Genomic DNA, 18,773 nt, shown 5'->3' with positions numbered 1-18,773 from the left:
CAATAATGAAGTCCTACTAGCGGCACTTTACCATAAGGTTTATCGGGTTTTCTAATGTTCTGATTAAAATGGAGTTATCGCGTATAGGGCTATTTAGGGCTATTGGCGATATAGGAATGTACTACATATCACTTACATGTAATTTTTGAGTAGCTACGCTTACTTTTCCATCGCCAAGAATCTTGAAAGTACTTTGATTAGGTTATTAATGTCTATTAGTAGGCGTCACCTTGCATGTAGGGGGCCGCTTCAGAGGACTCTATCAGCGGTATAGAGGGCTTTTGGGCGACGTCATCGCTTTATTTAAGTCATAATTTGGATGTTTTTGTAAGCACATTCATCATGTGAATGGTACACTCCCGGCATGGTTATTTTTCATAACTGTCTGTTTTGTCAATAAATTGCCGCATGGCTAGCCCTGACTAAAAATAAAACTCGGTGTACATATGTTGGGTTCTGCACTGGAGAACTAAGCATAGGTATATGAGTGAAACAGCAACGTCAGGTTTTTAATTGAGGTTTTATGCTTACATCTATATTTGAAGCACTATTGAAGGGTGCAAGTGCTACAGTAATAACGGATCTATTTCTGATAACGTTAGCAACGATTTTTTTCATGTCGATGTGGTGGAGGAAGGCAGATAAACACCATGCTTTTACCAACTACACCCCAACTTTATTAACATCCTTAGGCATATTAGGGACCTTCACCGGGATAATTTCAGGCCTTTTGGACTTTAATACCACTGATATTGACAATAGCGTCGGCCCATTATTGGAAGGGTTGAAAACGGCATTTGTGACAAGTTTGGTGGGGATGCTGCTTTCAATAACCTATAAGGTGATTATTTCTTCGGGAATATTTAGTAAGGTCGTCGACGGCAGCGTTGTGGAAGAAGATGTTGATGTAGTCGATTTATACAAAGTAATGAACCTCCAGGTTGAGGGGATCAATCAATTACGTAAATCGATATCTGAAAATGACGAATCGAGTTTGGTGGGGCAGATTAAGCTCACTCGAGTCGACCTCAATGAAAATCATAAATCGGCTGAACAATTACTCACTCGCCTCTCGGCGACACAACAAGAAACCTTCACTCAGTTTGAAAAAGAACTTTGGAATAAGCTTGATGACTTTGCAGACATGATGTCCAAATCGGCGACAGAGCAAGTCGTTGAGGCCTTAAAACATGTCATACAAGATTTTAACAACAATCTGACAGAGCAGTTTGGTAGCAATTTCCAGAGACTCAACGATGCCGTAATTGAGTTGGTGACATGGCAAGAAAACTACAAGACTCAACTGATGGATATGAAGCATCAGTATGACCAAGGAGTCTTGGCAATATCCAAAACGGAAGAATCCGTAGCCAATATCAGTGAAGATGCCAAAGCTATACCAGATACAATGAACATTCTGAAAGACGTAATGCAGGTGAACCAGCACCAAATTCAAGAGCTGGATAGGCACTTAAATGCGTTTAAAGATGTGAGAGACAAAGCGGTAGAAGCTGTTCCTGAAATTCGAGAGCAAATTGAACATGCCATTGCGGGAGCGAAAGAAGCGAACGACAGACTCGCTGTCGGAATCGTTGAAAGCAGTGAGCACATCAGAACTGTCATATCAGAAGGTGCGGACAACTATCGCGACACTGTGGATCGAACGCGAGCGGCTTTGACTGAGTCAGCGCAAGCTACAGCAAGTTCAAGTGAGGAAATCAAGGACAGACTCGCGTCGGCACTAGAAGATATTAACACTCAGATGCATGGACTCATCATTGAGTTGCAACAGGGAAATCAGACTCTCACCAAGAATTATAAGGAAAGCAGTCAACAATTCATCTCTGATACAGACAGAGTGAGAGAAACGTTTACTGAGAGTATGGACTTAATGAAGCGGAGCTTAGCTTCCACCATTGAGGAGCAAGCGAAGGAACATAAGAGGCAAGCAGATAGAGTTTTTGCTGGTCTAGAAAAAACGATAGAAGAAACGCTCTCACAGACAGGAGAATCTGTCCAGAAACAGGTCAATATGATTGATCAGACTATGGGAGAAGAAATAGAAAAAGTGATGCAGTCTATGGGCACCGCTCTGGCTTCAATCAGTGGCCGTTTTACTGAGGACTATAGTCGACTAGTCAAAAGGATGTCGGACATAGTGACCCAGCAAGCTTAGGACAAAATGAATGAACTCAATTTTTGAACGTAAGCAAACGGAACAAGACGAGTCCCATTGGCTATCTGTGTCTGACTTGATGGCAGGCTTAATGATGGTGTTTCTCTTCATTGCCATTGCTCTTATGCAGAGTGCATTTAAAGAAAGAGACAAAATTAAAGAGGTTGCCGTCGCTTATCAGGAAAACCAAGTGGCTATTTATGATGCATTAATGTTGGAGTTTAACGATGATCTGAAAAGATGGAATGCGGATATCGACGAAGAAACGCTAACATTCACTTTTAAGGCCCCCGAGGTGTTATTTAGCGAAGGGAGCTCAGAATTGAGTTTGGCTTATAAGACGCTATTGGATGAGTTTTTTCCGAGATACATGGAAGTCTTAATGCCATTTAAAGCGTCTATCAATGAAGTTCGGATAGAAGGGCATACCAGTAGCGATTGGAAAGGACTTACAAAAGATCAGGCGTATTTTGAAAATATGCGATTATCTCAAGAAAGGACTCGAACCGTACTTAACTATGTCTACAAACTTGATACGACAAAAAGCTATGCTTCTTGGCTGAAAAGCCACTTTTCTGCTGTTGGCTTATCTTCGTCAAAGCTCCTTTACAACCAAGATGGTACCGAGAACAAATCAAAGTCAAGACGAGTCAGCTTGCGTGTGTTAACAAACGCCGATATTCAAATTAAGCAAATTCTACAAGGTGGAGCAACGTGAAACTGGATGTGGATTTGTCTCCACTGTGGGCGAAAGTGCAAGAAATGGGCGCAGAGGCGACCGACTTTGATATTGGGGTCGTATGGCAAGATGGGGATATTGAATTTGATGATGAGTTAGAAAGTGGGGTCGAGATTGACATCTTAGATCTTTCCTCTGAAGCAGGGCTTCTCAGTGTCAAAGGAAGACAAGTTATTCTCTTTATCCCAGATCATACTTTTAGAATAGAAAAAGTACTCAATGATGGTGCCGCTGGGAATAAATTTCATATTGCAGATTGCCAAAAGTTGGATGAGATGCGTCGAAAAAATCGTTTCGAGCAGAGGTATAAAATTACAAATAACCTATCAGGGAGTTTTCCCATTTATGGTGACTCCAATTATAAGGGGCGGTTGGAAGGTGAAGCTCAACTCAATGTGTGTAAATATTGCTTAAGCCAGCTTAATTACCAAGGTGCCGCTAATGTGAGCTCGAGAGAAAGGGACACTATAGTTAACCGATTTAGCATTGAAGAGTTTTTTAAAACTTACAGCTCACTGTTTAGAAAATTACCCAAGCAGTATGTTGAGCTCGCTAAAAAAGGTTACGCTGAAAACTGGGGAAATATCTCATCAGAAGTAAGAAAGAAAGCGGGCTATGTGTGTCAGTATTGTTCAGTCGATTTGAAATCGGCGAAAAGGTTGCTTCATGTCCATCACCGTAATGGAGAAAAAAGCGATAACTCACCGGACAACTTAATTGCTTTATGTGCAGATTGCCACAGAAAAGAACCATTTCACGGACATATGTTTGTAAAACATGAAGATATGGTAAAGATAAACCAACTGCGAAATGAACAAGCGGTTTATGCGTTGTGTGACTGGGATACAGTCAAAAGAAAAGCGGATCTATCGTTGCAAGGGGTTTTAGACCACTGTGAGAAGGGAGGCTATACGGCTCCAGAAGTAAGCTATCAACTCACAACAAATAATCACCTAGCCCCCGTGGTAATGGAGCTAGCTTGGCCCAAGCGTAAGCTTGGTGTTGCGCTTTCGGACCCGGTAGAAGTTGAAGGTTGGACCATTTTGTCGTTGAAGGAAGCACTGATATATTTTGGCAAAAGAAGCAGTCGCAAGCTCAAATAGCATCAGTAACAAGGCAAGGTTTGTTTAGGTATTTACCTGAGCTGTGGGCTTGGTATCGTGAGGCCATATGAAGGTATGGATTTAAACTCCTTTTTGGGCAGGTACGAGTCGATTCATAAAAGCTCTAAGGCACTTAATAAAATAGGCCTCCCAAGGGGCCTATTTTATAGATTATCGACGCTACCGTATCTTGTTTACTACTTAGCTCCAACCCCAGTGCCTAGATTTGAACGCACAAAATATGGGTCACATCATGGACACTAGAATTCCGTTTGGTATTGATGACGAAACGAAACGACTAGCTCAGCAACTGGCTGATCAGAAGAGAAAGGCTTTATTTCACGACGCTCGGTTAACGGAACAAGTTAACTTAGCTTTTGAGAAGTTTGACTCAAAAAAAGTCACTTTTGTCGACCACGAGTCAGCCAAGTCTTGCATGGCGGAACGCAAAGCTAAAATCTGTAACCGAGACAAATGATGATTTTGGGGGAATAAGAGTCTCTACCTATCGCGAAAATTCTTTGAGTTTCTTTACGACTTCAACCCCGAAGCAACCGAAAAAAACCGACGACATAATTGAGGCAAGAGTGGAGAACCTTCTAGAGCAACCACATATGGGAGTCCAACGAGACGGAATTAGAGGGCGATTGCTCAATACTCCTAAGATTTCAATGATGGTTTCCTACTGTGAAAGCGATACCATTCACATCATGCGTGTGCTGCACCAAAAACAAAAACTCCCAGCGGCTTGATGATGTCTACTGGAAAATGAACGCCTTGTTAAGGGGCGGAGCAACGCAATCTCGACGCTTCCGCCTCCCACCAAACAATACATAGCAAAAATACCAAGCGTTAAGGATCCTCCTGAAATGGCGAGGTTAGGCGATGTTGCTCCCTTACTCATACAGGTACTGTCATCCGACCTAGCCTAATACCTACCGTTAATCTGAGGTCAACAACCCATGTCTTCGATCGCATTACAGCGTGATGTTGGTGTTTGGATTGCGTCTTAACGCCGCCTGATCATTCCACCTTTCCATGGCTTCGAGAAATTGCGGCGTCACCTTCCCGGGTTTAAAGGTGCCCAATTTGAGCGGCGAGATAACGCCTCGGACAATTTTGTATCCCCAGGTCAGTGAGCCAAGGTGGCGCATGGATATTTTGCCTTCTCGTTCACGAATTTCGATGGCGGCCGTTTCAAATTCGTGGCTGATGGTGCCGTGAGCCGGCACGTAACGACAAGGCATGTCGTTTAAGCTTGCCAAGGCTTCGCCATAAGCGATCTCACAAGCACCCGTGGAAAGTGAGGCCATCAATGTGGACGTGTCATCAGCCAGATCTAGGGCGCCATAGATAGGGTTTTCCGCTGTACAGCGTCGGTCAAGATAATAGCCCATGGCCGTGTCTTGCGTCATACGGTTAAGTTGGCGTTCACCAGAGGACATGAAGGTGACTTTATTGTCTTCTATTCGGATAGGACGACTGGTTTGCACCAAAGCAATGCGGACCTGATCTTCATCGACAATGCTGTCGCGCTTGGGCGTAAAATTAATGGTCACTCTCAGTGATCCTCGTTTGATGTTTCGAGGATTGATCTGTGGGGTAATGTCACCTTCTTCTGTGAGTTGCTCGATGGTTGCTTTTGATAGCACCGTAGCGCTCACGTCTTCCCCTTCGTCGGCCTGACGACAATCTTCAATATTGGCCTCGTATTCCGTGACCTCAAAGGTGCCACTACCAACATCGAAACGGGTGGGGTCTCCGGCGAGCTGAGGCTCAGTTTGCAGCCGCAGTCGCCGGATTTCCGTTAATACCTGCGACAAGCCAGGGTTTGCGGATTTCTTACTAAAGGGTTTGTTGCTGATCAGATATTCATCCGCGGCGAGCTTCTTTATTTTGGTTGCGGTGATGGCCTGATCGCGGAACCAAACGAGGTTTCTATTCATCGATGTATTCTCCATGACGCAGCGACATTAAGGGTTGCTCAATACCACAAACAATGAGCTGTAAATGGGAACTAGCGTAAGGGGTAACACGCGCAGTGGCTCGGTGAAAACCATGGAAAATGTGGGGCATCTTAGGGAAGGCATGCGCCGCCACAAAAAGTCTCGCCGGCAAGGGCACGCAGACCCATCACATCAATATGGCTGGCCGAGAGTGCACTTAGGGCGCTGCCAAGGGTCCAGGCCGCCCAGTGTGAGAAGCCGAGTTGTTTCAACCGAAGGGCTAATGCAGGAGTGGTTTTTATATAAATATGAGTGCACATATCACTTAAAGCAATTCTTACTCTCAATGATATGTTGCGAATAAATGTTGTTGAATATGTTGATATTAAAATCAGAAAAGCCATCGCGAACAGCACACCTATTGAAAAAGGGTTTTGAACGCGATGGCTTAAACTGATAGTTGGCTAATTAATATTCAAATTGAATGCTAGCCATATAATTTCGACCCTCACCAATATCAACATCTTCAGCACCTAATTGAGTGCTTCTTGTATTGCCGCCTCCATCTAGATAATCAGTATCAAATAGATTTTCAATATTGAAGCGAGCTACGATGTTGAGGTCATTGTACTTCTGAGTATAAGAGATACCAGTATCAATACGCGTATATGCATCTTTCTTGAAAGTGTTACCTGAGTCACCGTAGCGGCTTCCGACATGGACAACGCCTAGATTTAGATTGGTGTCATCTCTAAGTTTGTAATTGGACCATATCGACGCTGAAAACTTAGGTGTATTCGCTGGTACATTGCCCTTGTAAGAAGCGCTATTTGTTATCTCAGCATCAAGATACGTAGCAGATCCTGAAAGACTTAACTGACTACTAATAAGACCCTGTGCTGCGAACTCAGCCCCTCGATGAACTTGTTCGCCATCTTGAGTCAAAATATCTTCATCTGCATTCGCTGGGTTTTCAACGCTTAGTTGAATGTTCGATAAAGTTGTCTCAAACAAAGCTCCAGTCAAGAATAAGCGACGATCAAATAGTTCCCATTTGGTGCCGACTTCATAAGATTTACCTAATTCAGCGTCGAGCTTTTCACCTTCGTTTACATAAGACGTGCCCACTTCACCTTGAGGAACGAAACTTTCTGAGTACTGGACATAAATAGAGCTATTGTCTGAAGGGTGATAAATAATCCCTGCTTTTGGTGAGACTTGACTTTCAGTTATATCATCATGTTTTTCGTCATAACGAATACCCACTAGCAGATGCCATTTATCATTAAATTTTGTGAAGTTTTGGAGGTAAGTACCCCAAAGATCATAAGAAGACGCTCTTATGCTGGTATTCAACGATACAGGGAAGTTGACCGACTCTCCAACACTTGCACTGACTGCATCACCTTTATGACTTATACGATCGAAAGAATACCTCAAGTAGTTCGCACCAATTAATAGAGTATTCTCAGTTCCAGCTAAATCGAAGTTATGGGTGAGATCAACATAAGCAGTATCATGGTTCCACTCGTCATACTGTTTGCCAGGGGTCAGAGTGACAGTCCCATTTTCCTCATAGTTGCTAAAGTTAGTCCAGGTGTAACGATAATCACGTTCATATCTTTGGACGTTGTAGCCCGTCTTTATGTTAGTGTCATAGCTTGGTGATAGGAGCAGGTCAAAACCGTAGTTTTGAACTTTAATATCAGTATTCGCCCAATCAGCGTCCCAAATATACTGGCTGCCTGCAACTGGCTTACCATCGATAATGTAAGAGCCAGTATCCACTCCACCTTCATAATCAAAATAGTCATAATGCAGAGATAACATCGCTTTTTCATTGATGTCATAATCAACCATTAGTGCGCCGATCATGCGTTCGGTTTGAGGGTTACTGCCATCTGCATATTCGCGCCAAGAGCTGTAGCTATCCTTTACTAGGATAGTTCTCGCGCGCAAAGATTGATCTTCGTTAAGTGAGCCACTGACATCGATCATAGTTTTAGATTTATCGTTAGAGCCAAGGTCTTGGCGCAAAATGAGTTGTGTCTCAGAGGTTGGTTTTTTTGTCACCATATTAATGAGACCACCAGGCTCTGATTGACCATAAAGTAAACTTGATGGACCTTTTAACACCTCGACTCGTTCTAGTAGCTCGGTCGGTTGTGGGTAATACGACCAGAGTTGATGACCATCTCTCATGATCCCGCTACCACTGCCAACATCAAAACCACGCATGGTAAAGTACTCAATGTTGTGCCCTTTGGTACTTCCTGTTGTTACACTTGACTCATACTCTAAAACTTCTCCAAGACTACTTGCCCCTTGCTCTTCGAACATTGAACTATCGATGATCGTAACTTGCCCCGGCGTTTCTAATTGAGTCATCTCCATACGCATGGCGGTATTGTTAGTATCATTCTTATAATGAGTAAACTCGCTACCCATAATGGTCATTGTCTCAGTTTGCACCACTGATTCTTCTTTCGTATGACTTTCTGCAAATGCTTGATTCGCTAATACGGCACTGATTAATAGCGATGCCTTTGTTTTGAAGAACACTCTAGTTTTAACTCCTATTGATTATCGTCGTTAGATTTTTTCGTCGCGTAACCAGTTTCGCTAATGCTAAAGACTGACCGTATTGGCTTCCGTAGCCCTGTCGTTGTTTAAGCGATAGAAGAAGCAAACTATCCGTAATCTGAACCGCGCTCATTCTTTGATGATGTCTAACGAGTCGTTTATTCCCCCGTAAATTAAATGACAATGATTTACATTTGCATTTAATTTGCGTTTTTTACATTCGCCTATATTTTTCTGTGCTTGAATCACAGCTTTTTGGTTGGTGTAAAATTGTCCAAAAAGACACAACGACGACTCAATCTGAAAGGCACGCGTTACTAATGTCGTATGGTTTAGAGGTAAACTAAGCAAGTGCAGGAATCGGAGACAGTAAACAACGCCACCTATAGTTCCTATTCATATTGATGGGCAGTTTGTAATTGCTCGGTGGGTTGGCCACATTTATTCAAATCGGCTTCGGTGTTTAGGGCACACATTTTAAGTTGGGTGGTATAGCGTTATCGTTCGTTAGCAAGGTGTTAGCTGGTAGGAGGTTATATGGAGTTTAATACCAACTTTGAGAAGATGAGCTTTCATGATGTATCTATCAAAGACGTTTCCAGAAATGACTCCAAGGTGGTGGCTGGTTAGCCTAATAATGTACTGGCAAAATCCAGTGCCGGGATCAACACCCCGTTGAATTGCATATAGCACATAGCGCATCGATTCAGATTAACCCTCTGACAATGTGTGGCTTAGGCACACCCGTAAGTCGTGAATGCATTCGAGATAATCACTTCACGCCCGTTTTATGGTGAGCTGGCCGTTACTATGTGGACGGTAGGTCCAACCTTGTTCAGTTCACCACCCTTTATTTAGGTTGAGGCCTTGGGTGGTTTGGGTTCTTCCACTGGGAGGTTGCTATGCCCCATGCGATACTCGAACACCTTGACCATATTTGTCATCAAGCCCTGCAACACACATCCACTCAGCCGCGCCAACTGCGCGACATTTCCAATGCCTTTGATACCCTTAAGCACCAAGAAAACACGCCGTGCCCCTGGCTAGAAACCGCCGTGGAGTATGGGGTGCTGTCCCGCTGGTTACAAAGGGAGCTGCCGAGCGCCCCCACGAAGCGGCCCCGGTTCGCGTCGGATTGCTCCACGGTTTGTCGCGCCAGGCTTACCAATTGTGCCTGAGTCGCGATATTGACCGGCGCATCATTCAGCTTCGCCGCCGCAGCGGTGAGAAGGTCGAGCTGGTGGCGGTTGGGCAGGCAGGAGAAAGGGCCGATCCGCTCAGTCAGACCTTAGTGCACATTGCCACGCGAGGCGAGAAGTGGTTTTCATTGTCGAACCACGAACGTCAACAGCTTATTGAGGCGTTAAATCGGAGTCGGTGAGGCGACTAGACATCATCTTTTGTGATATTCGTTGCCTTTAGACTAAAAAGCTGTTCTACCGTTTTCATTGGTAAAAACATACGTATACGCCCATTATGCTCACACAAAACCTCAAAGCCAAACTTAGTATAGAATGCTTGTGCGGAGTCGGTAAGGCAGTCCACAATAATGGCATAAGCTCTCATGTGGTGATTCACTTCCCAAAGATACTTTAACGCTCGAATTAAACTGATTTTGCCTAATCCTGAGCCATGAAATTCTTTATGCACCGCTAGCTGAGCTAATAAAAAAACCGGAATGGGATATCTAGGCAACTTTTTCGCTAACTTAGCAGGTAAAGTTTCACGACTGATTGAACTAGGAGCAACACTGTAAAATGCGCAAATAGCATACTTCTGATTAAGCAGTGGTTGAGAGCTTGGTAAAACCATCGTTCGGCTGATGCCTGCTTGCATGTGTTTTGCTGCTAGCGTTTTAATAAACGTATTTAACTCTGACTCACCACAATCAAATGAGCTGCGATCATGCATGGATTTACTAAGTTCAACGAACTCGTTTCCCCAACTCACTTGATGCCACTCTCATTGGTCAATTTCGCTGCATCAAGTAAAGCTTGATTGGGAGCCTTTGCTTTGTCACATGCCATCATGAATTCATCGAAGACACTCTCTTTGACTACGATACTTTCGTGCTGTTCAATTACCTGAGTGGCGTCTTCATCCATAAGTCTTACTACATACTCAGTAAGGCTTTTAAGACCCAGTAAAGCCGATGCTTTCTCCGCTTTTGCTTTGATCTCTTCGTCAAGGCGAATATCTAAACGTGCTGTTGCCATAAAATCTCCTTCGTACGGATAAGTTCCGTAATGATGAATATTGTATCGCAAAGTTTGGATTTACACAATTTGTACGGATAATTTACGGAAATTAAGTGACGCCGTATTAAAGTGCGAGCAACGCAATAATGACGTTCATGCAAACTACTTTAAACACTAACGCATAGCGAAAATACTAAGCGTTGGAAACCACTCTTCAATGGCAGCTATACCAATTTCTCGCGGCGCATTGTGGTTATCGAATAACCCATTTCACGATACTTTTCACAACGTTCTTGGAGAAACTCAGGATACTGATTTTCTTCAACTTCTTTGAATCCGATGTGTTTGTAGAAATCAGTCACGTGGGCGAGAGGCATACAATAGGCTGTGCGCGAGTTTAAAACCGGCTCAATGTGCTTTAGAAACTTGAGCCCTAAGCCTTGACCCTGAAAATCACTGGCAATGTACATACCTCTGAGGATGGTAACGTTGTTGATAAGCTCAACTTTGACAGAGCCGATAATCGCTCCATCGTTAAGGCATATAAAGGCTCTTTCTGTCTGAGACCACGCACTGTGATAGCCTTGCTCTTTGTAGAATTGACCGACCGCTGCTTTCATAGAACTATCGGCTTCAACTATTCTCATTTTAACTCCATTTTCATCCCCGCTGTGCTAAGGCATGAGCCGCGCCATCGCCTTACCTAACGTATTGTGCACATTCACTAAACTAACAGTCAGTGGGGCGAGGGGGTGAATCACGCTTAACTTGTGGTTAGGTCAGTTGTTGATGATGATGCAAAGCTGCTTTTATCTCCGGTACGACTAAATAGGTGATTGGCGTACACTTTTCTGGCAACTCGTTGACATTAAACCAACGTAATTCTCCACACAAGTGAGGCTCTGCGTTCTCGATTTGGCCTATCCAATCAGTGCAGAGGTAAAAGTAATGGCAGATCGGCAAGCTAGGGTCATCCAATTCAACCATTAAACTTAATGCTCTAGGGGTCACCGAAGTCTCCTCCAAAGCTTCACGCTCTGCCGCATTGATAGGAGACTCACCGTCTTCGATTCGTCCTGAAGGAAAGCCCCAGTGCTGATCAAACGCTTCGGTATTTTGTCGATAAGCCAGCAATAACTGATGCCCTGAAACAAAGACAATTTGCACGACGTTTTTCATCGATATTATAGTCTCTTTGGAGGTTGTAACGTTCTATTAAGTTGCGGATTTTGCCACCACCTAGCCGAATGCATGGCATCGTAAACACCAGCACTCAACCTAGGATTCAGAATGCCAAGCGTTGAGAATCACGCTGTCATGCTTGTTACAACGTAGCGCACCTCGCTCTGACAACTGAAAAACCATTACAGTGGATGCAATCGTTTCTGATAAACACTATAAGTTGCTGAGGACATAGATACGAAGCCAAATAGGAACACCGCAAACCAACGGTAGTGAAAATACTTGGTTACAGCGCTCATAGCGTCAACTGGCTCGGGAGAGCGCCATGCAATAATAAAACTGATACAACAAGCAATAAACAATATACAACTTAAAGCGGTTCCTAGCTTTACTTTCCAATCGAATAAATAGTACATAATTTCCCTATACTTAATACCGTCACGCTAAAAGCGCTCGTGATATGAATTGTCGCGTTGGTACTCTAACCAAGATTTAATGAGTAAAGCTCGGTGTTTAACGATTGGACTGATCGCTTGATCTGCATCACCTGCTCTCATCGCTATATACATCGTGCCCACTTTATCTTTGTATCTTTCATCCAGTAAAAAGCCATTAAACTCAATCGCTTTATCCCTCGTTTTCAACCATGATAACTGACTGTTTTTCAGGCGCTTTTGTCCATCGTCACTTAAACTTTTATAAAGAAGTTGATAATAGTTGTTCAGTTCTCGATCCCACATTTCGTAACTGACAAAGCACCTCACCGCAAGAGAGCCGCCATAGCTATGATCCAAACAATCTTGCACATAGGTATCAATATATTGTTCAAACTCAGCAACAGATGGAAATTCACTAAGGCTTAAGAAGTCATCCGTCGGTCTTTCTTCAAATGACTGAGCATAGGGTGAAAATGGAAACATCAATAAAAGAAAGAACAGTTTGAATATCTTCATATTTAGCTTTCCTACTATCACACCCGATTACGGGGTGAGTCATGCGATACCGAAGCCGCTGCATTCCGGCTTAACACTAAAACCAGCGCATAGTGAAAATGCCACGCGTAGCGAATCCCTTTGGAACAGTTTGTTAACTGGCTGTCTCAAAGTGGATAAAGTACATGACCAGATCCACGTCATTTGCCTTTGACAGCTCATAGTCTTCGCCTACGATACTGGAAACCGCCGACTTCCAGAAACTGAGTGCCCCTGAGTTTTCCAGAAGAATTCGAATTTGCCATTTGCCCGGAAAAGCGTTAACAACTTGCGCCAAAACACGCTTACCGACGCCTTGGCCTTTAAACTTGCGAAGCACAAAAAATTGGGCAACGTCATACCGTGTCAAGTCACTAGGGTAGCGACGAATCAGAACAAACCCTGCGAGTTGGTTATCCACCTTGATGAAATATGGAACATGGTCGTCTCGATTCCAATAAGGGTCGAACTTTGAAACATCGTACCCTCCAAACGTCCCATCTTCAGCTGGATTCCATTTCATATACTCTGACATGTCGTATACGTAGTAGCAGAACAAATTCTCAAGTACATGCCGCTCTTCTCGTGCAATTTTTACTAGCTGAACTTCCATGTTTCTCCTTGCCAGTGAACGCCCTAAACGCTGTGGGTTAAATGGTTTGTTATGTGCTTGGCTACGATGTACAGAGCCTCTTGATTAGGGCTTGCGTCAGTTCTTTAGAGAAATACTCCCCCGTTTCTTCTTTCGTCAATACAATCGAAGTGTACAGTAAGCCCGTTCCCTGAACTTCTAGTGTTGATGACCGACAGTCAAGCTCAATCGTGGCTTCAAATGAACCTGACTTACCTTCACGGTGAACGTGAATATTGTTCAACTGATTCAAGTTGCCCCTCACAAACCACTCGTCAACATACGGTCCACTGACCACCTCTTGATACACAAACACCTCATCTAGACTGGAAGAGGCTTCTTGTGCAAAGGCTGGCATTTGCAAGCCGCTAAGAAAGAGTGCGGCGATACCAAACCTAACTACTTTGTACATAGCTCATCTCTAACTTTGCCGATATATAAAGCCTTGATAAGGGGGGAGGCACGCACTACCTTAATCGTGAAAACCAACGCATGGTAAAACTGCCACGTGTTGCGAACCCCTCTGGACAGTTTGCGATGGTTACATTATGCCGACTAACCCGAAAACGCCGATGGGTAAAAGCAGTGTCCACTGAGGCAATGTTGTAAACGCTTTAAGGTTAAAAAAATACCAACCAACACTAAGAAACACGACAGAGAAAATGATAAAGGCAATAGAGATGCCAATGACAACATTTTCAAATGACGTTACGTTATGCCAGCCCACATAGGTCAATACCAGCCCGCAAATAATCAGAGTGGCTGACACCATATGCCAACAGGCTAACAAGGTGGCTTTAGGGATGTCTGGCAGATCTGACTTTAGAAATGGTCTAACCGGGTCCAGTTGGCCCGCAAAAACATGGACACAAGACGTAAACAAGCATATTAGGCCTGCAATCAAAACCCAAGTATTCATACAAACTCCTTGTAAAGATAACGCTCTATTAAGGTGTGAACAACGCTAATACCAGCTCTAACCCATTGTGCCGTAAACACTTAAGCTGAATCAAACTGAAAATACCAAGCGTTGAGAGTCCGTATTACACGTTTGTTATGCCGGCGCCAACGCTTTCAAGGAACTCGGGACGATGAGCTTATGAACGGGAGCAACAAAAAACATGTACACTTTGCCAAGCTGGTTATGGACATGCACCACCGTGGTGGCGTGTACTGTGATGTTATCGCCAACGACGTCCAGTAAAAACGACACTCTGACATCAAGATGTTTATCGCGGTCCTCTAAGACAATTTCCGTATCACTCTTGCTGTGTAACGTGAAAATACCGATCCTTTCACCAACGCGAATGTTTGCGGCCTTTTCTTTAGACACCGCATCCTGAAGTCGGCCTAAGTGCTTTAAACCAAGCCGTGAGACGATGCGATTTCTCGTTGCCATTAAGAATGAAACCCAGGCTGGCGTTTGCTTTGCGATTTCAAGATAAACATCGAGTGCGGTCTGATTATTGTTGGGAATTTCGCGTGAAAAGCTATCAGCGAAATAAGCCCCTTTGGCATAAGCAAACAACTTAGAATGTTTTGGAATTGACATAGTTTTCTCCTGAAAGGCACAACGCCCAAACCATACCACCGCAAAACCCAACGATGGCGTGAGAGAGGCCAAGCATGGCCAGTCACGCTTAAATGCCGGCTATGTGGTTCTGGGCGCAAACATTATGATTGCCATGCCCAACATCGCGACCGAAACCCCAACGATATCCCATAAACTAGGACGAATACCGTCAACAACCCACAGCCACAAAATGGCGACAAAAATGTAAACACCACCATAAGCGGCATAAACTCTCCCTGCTGCGGTAGGATGTAAAGATAACAACCAAGCGAACAGAGCAAGACAGAAAGCGGCAGGCACCAAAAGCCAAGCGGATTTATCTTCCTTTAACCAAAGGTAGGGTAAGTAACAACCGAGTATCTCCGCTACGGCTGTTACAAGGAAAAGCCCGATGGTTTTTAACTCTAGCAACTGAATTTCCTATTGTGACGAACACCGGATAACGTTGCGTTAAGGGCAACGCTACGACGGAACCTAACCATACCATTTTAAACACAAAACCCAACGATAGAAGGCGCAATACCAATCAGCGTGATGGAAACCTCGACACCACACCAGTTGCTCGTCAGTAAGATGAAGACTATGGAGCGCAGCATTCTACCTCTCTCGGACAGAAGGATGTAATGTCGAAAAAATCGGTTCTGCCAAGCATGTGAAGGGGGAAGGGCGTCTGTTTTAGGTACTTGGATGGTTTGGCCTGTGATATTGAAGGTTTTGCTGGTGGTTTTGACTGAATTTGCCGGCAGGAAAGCACGGGCTTTGTGATGACGACCTCAATCTCTGTCCGCCTCCTCGCTGGGGGCCGGCGCGGCGTAAACGCTGATGGGGCAGACAAAGGGAGAGGGGCGCTCAAGATGAACCGTCGGTTAGGTGCGAGAAATAGGGGGAGTGGCCCCCTTGTATCGGGTGGATAAGCGTCTAGCGTCTTACTGCCGTGACGGTAACCTCAATCAGCACATCCCCCTCTAACGCAACGCCAAGACACGCTCGTTGAGGCCAATGTTCCGGATTGTCCCCCAACCACTTACACCATACGCTGTCCATTTTGAGTTTATCGCCCATATTGGCAATATAGACTTGAGCGCTGACGATGTGAGTTTTACTGGAACCCAACTCCTCAAGATTTCGTTCAATCGTATCTAGTGTCAGTTGGGTTTGGCCAATGATATCTATGCTTGTGTCCGATGAGGTGGCGACCGTCCAAACCAAGTCTTTATACGCCGATGACTTATTTCGACCTTGATACAGGCCTCGACTGCGTTCTATCACTGTGTTCTCCATTCAGGCAAATTGCCAAGCGTGGGGCACCATGTTCCCACGCTTGGTATAATCGTGCCACGGTATCAAACCACTTCGCCAGTTTCATCCTCTTCAACCGTGTCTTCTTCTAAACTTGCGTCTTCCAACCATTGTTGCAGTGAAGCGCTTGCCAAGACCTTGTGTTGATAGGCCCTCGCGCCCTCAGACAACGCAATGCCGTACGTTTGAAAGCGCAGCGCGACCGGCGCATACATGGCATCGGCAATGGACCAGTCACCAAACAGCCAGCCACCTGGGTACTGCTCGGCTTGCTCTGACCATATTGCGTCAATACGCGCGATATCCTGCAAGGCGCCTTCACTTAACGCCACCTTTCGGCGAGCGCGAATGTTCATGGGGAGCTCGCTTCTTAAATCGAAAAAGCCCGAGTGCATTTCAGCCGCAATGGCACGGGCTTTGGCTCTCTCAACCGCCGCACTTGGCCAGGCTTTGCCTTGCAGGTATTGCTCATTCACAAATTCCAAAATGGCAAGTGAGTCCCACACGGTGACATCCTGATGCACCAAGGCGGGCACTTTAGCCGTTGGGGTGATGCCCTCTAACGTTTTGTAGAATTCCTGAGTGAACAAGGCCAATTTGGTCACTTTCACGTCCAAATTGTATTGAGAGAAGATCAGCCACGCGCGTAGTGACCAGCTTGAGTAATTTTGGTTGCCAATAAACAGTTCCATTGAAGTCTCCATACTGTGTGTGTTTGCGATTTTGTCCTGTTGGAAATCACAATAGCCGATTGCTTTTCAGCCGACTAACAGATAGTTTTGATGGATTAGTTCAACAAAAATGATGGATAGTTTTTATATGGATATCGACGCGCTACGAAGCTTTCTCGCCTTTGTGGAAACCGGCAGCTTCACGCGCGCCGCCAAGCAAATCAGCCGTACCCAGTCCGCGTTTAGCGCTCAAATGCGTAAGTTGGAAGGTGAGCTAAACGTGAGCTTATTTGAAAAGGATGGCCGTAACCTCATATTGAGTGAGGCCGGATTGGCACTGCGGTCTCATGCTGAGCAGCTCGTCAGCCTACACAACCAAGCCCTCAAGCAAGTCAAACGATACGAGAACAAACGCCCGCTGCGCCTAGGCTGCCCAGAAGATTACAACGACACTATTTTACCCAGCGTTATTCGTGTGCTTCAGCACGCCGAGCCCACATGCTCTATCCAGGTGTTTAGTGAGCCCAGCACCAGTCTGAGAGAGAAGCTCGATGAAGGCAAGCTGGACGCGGCCATCGTCACTCGTACGCCGGGTAGTGAAGAGGGCTACTGGCTCGCCAGCGACAAAGGGGTGTGGATCAGCCATCCAGATGGTGACGCAGAGGCCTTCCAGTCTGTACCGCTCGCCTTGTTTCATACCGACTGCCAATACCACGCAGCCGCCATTGATGGCTTAACCAAAAGAGGCTCGTCGTATCAATTGCTGGCCTGCTGTAATACCGCCTCAGCACAGCGCGCCATTGTTCGCTCTGGGATGGCCATTGGTGCAATGGGCAGGCTCAGTGTGACAAGCGATTTGAAGATCCTCGATAACATGCCACCATTGCCAGCCGTCGACATCGTGTTGCTTACCGGCATTGAGCCTCATCCCGTGTTAGATCAGGAATGCTTAACGCAGTTGCTTGAGATTGATGCCGGCAAAGGGCCATTGGGCTAACCACGGAGGCTAGCTCGGTCTAGGAGAGGAGCCGTGAGGACAATTCAGAAGACGTTTCTTGAACAATCCGACACTTGTGATGTGCATTGGGCTTGGATGACGTTCAGGGTGTCTTTTGTACTGGTATGCAAAAGGCTTTCAATCCCCAACGTCTTTGCCGCCTCCACATTTCTGGAAGTATCGTCAATAAAGAGGCACTGCTCCGCTTTGACGTTGAGGCGCTTCATGACTCGTTCAAAAAACGCCACATCAGGTTTGGCGACCCCGATTTCTGAAGAATTGACGATGTCATCAAATGCTTGCTCTAAACCTGCGTGAGCAAGGTCGCGATGTAGTCGGCTGGTCGCATTGGTGACCAAAACAAGCCTCCCGTCAGAAAGCAGGCTTCGGATGTTGTTCAGAAACTCATGGTCGATTTCTCCGTTGAGTGAGCGCCACTTGTTCACCAACTTTACCGCCGTATCGTCGCCATACACGCGCGATAAATCCAAGCACACATTGTCACACCATTCATCATGAGAAATCTGGCCCGTAATAGCGGGAAACAAGTGCTGCGCTGAAAAGGCGCAGGCGAACAAAGGATTGCTGACAAGCCCCAACGTCGCGGCGTACTCTTCCATTTCGATATTGGGCCAGTGACGGATGACACCGTCAAAATCTATCAAGACTGTTTTTCTCACTTCACTCTCCATGTACATAACGCC

The 18,773-nt window shown here is 45.2% G+C and carries 21 protein-coding genes and 1 pseudogene; 6 read left to right on the top strand and 16 right to left on the bottom strand.

All coding sequences use genetic code 11. The features are described 5' to 3' along the window. The first annotated feature begins 523 nt into the window (after positions 1-523). The 5 genes and pseudogenes from FIU99_RS25795 to FIU99_RS25775 all read left to right on the top strand — a co-directional run. On the top strand, positions 524-2,176 hold the full coding sequence (locus FIU99_RS25795; protein WP_152472742.1) for a hypothetical protein: 1,653 nt from the start codon (positions 524-526) through the stop codon (positions 2,174-2,176). Positions 2,177-2,186: 10 nt separating this feature from the next. Continuing rightward, a complete protein-coding gene (locus FIU99_RS25790; protein WP_152472740.1) occupies positions 2,187-2,894 on the top strand; it encodes an OmpA family protein in 708 nt (235 codons plus the stop codon). Positions 2,895-2,938: 44 nt separating this feature from the next. Continuing rightward, positions 2,939-4,018, top strand: coding sequence for an HNH endonuclease (locus tag FIU99_RS25785; protein WP_152472738.1), 1,080 nt, complete (start codon positions 2,939-2,941; stop codon positions 4,016-4,018). A 253-nt stretch (positions 4,019-4,271) separates the two neighbouring features. After that, complete coding sequence (locus FIU99_RS25780) at positions 4,272-4,496, top strand: damage-inducible protein J (protein WP_152472736.1); 225 nt, start codon at positions 4,272-4,274, stop codon at positions 4,494-4,496. Positions 4,497-4,532: 36 nt separating this feature from the next. After that, positions 4,533-4,770, top strand: a pseudogene (locus FIU99_RS25775) (type II toxin-antitoxin system RelE/ParE family toxin); the annotation flags it as partial. Positions 4,771-4,995: 225 nt separating this feature from the next. On the opposite strand, the gene FIU99_RS25770 reads toward FIU99_RS25775, so the two are convergent. From FIU99_RS25770 to FIU99_RS25680, 15 genes are all read right to left on the bottom strand, one after another. Continuing rightward, complete coding sequence (locus FIU99_RS25770) at positions 4,996-5,964, bottom strand: hypothetical protein (protein WP_152472734.1); 969 nt, start codon at positions 5,962-5,964, stop codon at positions 4,996-4,998. 131 nt (positions 5,965-6,095) lie between these two features. Further along, positions 6,096-6,368 carry a hypothetical protein gene (locus FIU99_RS25765; RefSeq protein ID WP_152472733.1) on the bottom strand — a complete coding sequence of 91 codons (273 nt, stop codon included), beginning with the start codon at positions 6,366-6,368 and terminating at the stop codon, positions 6,096-6,098. 64 nt (positions 6,369-6,432) lie between these two features. After that, positions 6,433-8,526 carry a TonB-dependent siderophore receptor gene (locus FIU99_RS25760; RefSeq protein ID WP_152472732.1) on the bottom strand — a complete coding sequence of 698 codons (2,094 nt, stop codon included), beginning with the start codon at positions 8,524-8,526 and terminating at the stop codon, positions 6,433-6,435. A 1,407-nt stretch (positions 8,527-9,933) separates the two neighbouring features. Beyond that, positions 9,934-10,497, bottom strand: coding sequence for a GNAT family N-acetyltransferase (locus FIU99_RS25750; protein ID WP_152472731.1), 564 nt, complete (start codon positions 10,495-10,497; stop codon positions 9,934-9,936). Beyond that, a complete protein-coding gene (locus FIU99_RS25745) occupies positions 10,494-10,763 on the bottom strand; it encodes a DUF1778 domain-containing protein (protein ID WP_040122444.1) in 270 nt (89 codons plus the stop codon). The genes FIU99_RS25750 and FIU99_RS25745 overlap by 4 nt, the downstream gene beginning before the upstream one ends. A gap of 206 nt (positions 10,764-10,969) precedes the next feature. Continuing rightward, positions 10,970-11,392, bottom strand: coding sequence for a GNAT family N-acetyltransferase (locus FIU99_RS25740; RefSeq protein WP_152472730.1), 423 nt, complete (start codon positions 11,390-11,392; stop codon positions 10,970-10,972). A 127-nt stretch (positions 11,393-11,519) separates the two neighbouring features. After that, a complete protein-coding gene (locus FIU99_RS25735) occupies positions 11,520-11,924 on the bottom strand; it encodes an NUDIX domain-containing protein (protein WP_152472729.1) in 405 nt (134 codons plus the stop codon). Between the two features lie 446 nt (positions 11,925-12,370). Further along, complete coding sequence (locus FIU99_RS25725) at positions 12,371-12,880, bottom strand: lysozyme inhibitor LprI family protein (protein WP_253899459.1); 510 nt, start codon at positions 12,878-12,880, stop codon at positions 12,371-12,373. A 133-nt stretch (positions 12,881-13,013) separates the two neighbouring features. After that, positions 13,014-13,511, bottom strand: a complete 498-nt coding sequence (locus FIU99_RS25715; RefSeq protein ID WP_152472728.1) for a GNAT family N-acetyltransferase — start codon at positions 13,509-13,511, stop codon at positions 13,014-13,016. 61 nt (positions 13,512-13,572) lie between these two features. After that, positions 13,573-13,941, bottom strand: coding sequence for a hypothetical protein (locus tag FIU99_RS25710; RefSeq protein ID WP_152472727.1), 369 nt, complete (start codon positions 13,939-13,941; stop codon positions 13,573-13,575). A 129-nt stretch (positions 13,942-14,070) separates the two neighbouring features. Further along, complete coding sequence (locus FIU99_RS25700; protein WP_152472726.1) at positions 14,071-14,448, bottom strand: hypothetical protein; 378 nt, start codon at positions 14,446-14,448, stop codon at positions 14,071-14,073. Between the two features lie 135 nt (positions 14,449-14,583). Continuing rightward, positions 14,584-15,081 (bottom strand): DUF2867 domain-containing protein, encoded by a 498-nt coding sequence (locus FIU99_RS25695; protein WP_152472725.1) that lies wholly within the window; start codon positions 15,079-15,081, stop codon positions 14,584-14,586. Between the two features lie 99 nt (positions 15,082-15,180). Then, positions 15,181-15,513 carry a YnfA family protein gene (locus FIU99_RS25690; protein WP_040122455.1) on the bottom strand — a complete coding sequence of 111 codons (333 nt, stop codon included), beginning with the start codon at positions 15,511-15,513 and terminating at the stop codon, positions 15,181-15,183. Positions 15,514-16,020: 507 nt separating this feature from the next. Continuing rightward, on the bottom strand, positions 16,021-16,371 hold the full coding sequence (locus tag FIU99_RS25685) for a RidA family protein (RefSeq protein WP_152472724.1): 351 nt from the start codon (positions 16,369-16,371) through the stop codon (positions 16,021-16,023). A gap of 74 nt (positions 16,372-16,445) precedes the next feature. Next, on the bottom strand, positions 16,446-17,093 hold the full coding sequence (locus FIU99_RS25680; protein ID WP_152472723.1) for a glutathione S-transferase: 648 nt from the start codon (positions 17,091-17,093) through the stop codon (positions 16,446-16,448). 127 nt (positions 17,094-17,220) lie between these two features. On the opposite strand from FIU99_RS25680, the gene FIU99_RS25675 reads away from it, so the two are divergent. Next, positions 17,221-18,069, top strand: a complete 849-nt coding sequence (locus tag FIU99_RS25675) for a LysR family transcriptional regulator (protein WP_152472722.1) — start codon at positions 17,221-17,223, stop codon at positions 18,067-18,069. A 44-nt stretch (positions 18,070-18,113) separates the two neighbouring features. Here the strand turns inward: FIU99_RS25675 and FIU99_RS25670 are convergent, their stop codons facing one another. Continuing rightward, positions 18,114-18,749, bottom strand: coding sequence for an HAD family hydrolase (locus FIU99_RS25670; protein WP_172974098.1), 636 nt, complete (start codon positions 18,747-18,749; stop codon positions 18,114-18,116). Positions 18,750-18,773 lie beyond the last annotated feature (24 nt).

The sequence above is a fragment of the Vibrio sp. THAF64 genome, assembly GCF_009363455.1.
In the GTDB taxonomy this organism is placed as follows: domain Bacteria; phylum Pseudomonadota; class Gammaproteobacteria; order Enterobacterales; family Vibrionaceae; genus Vibrio; species Vibrio coralliilyticus.
This window is presented reverse-complemented; position numbering and strand designations above follow the sequence as displayed.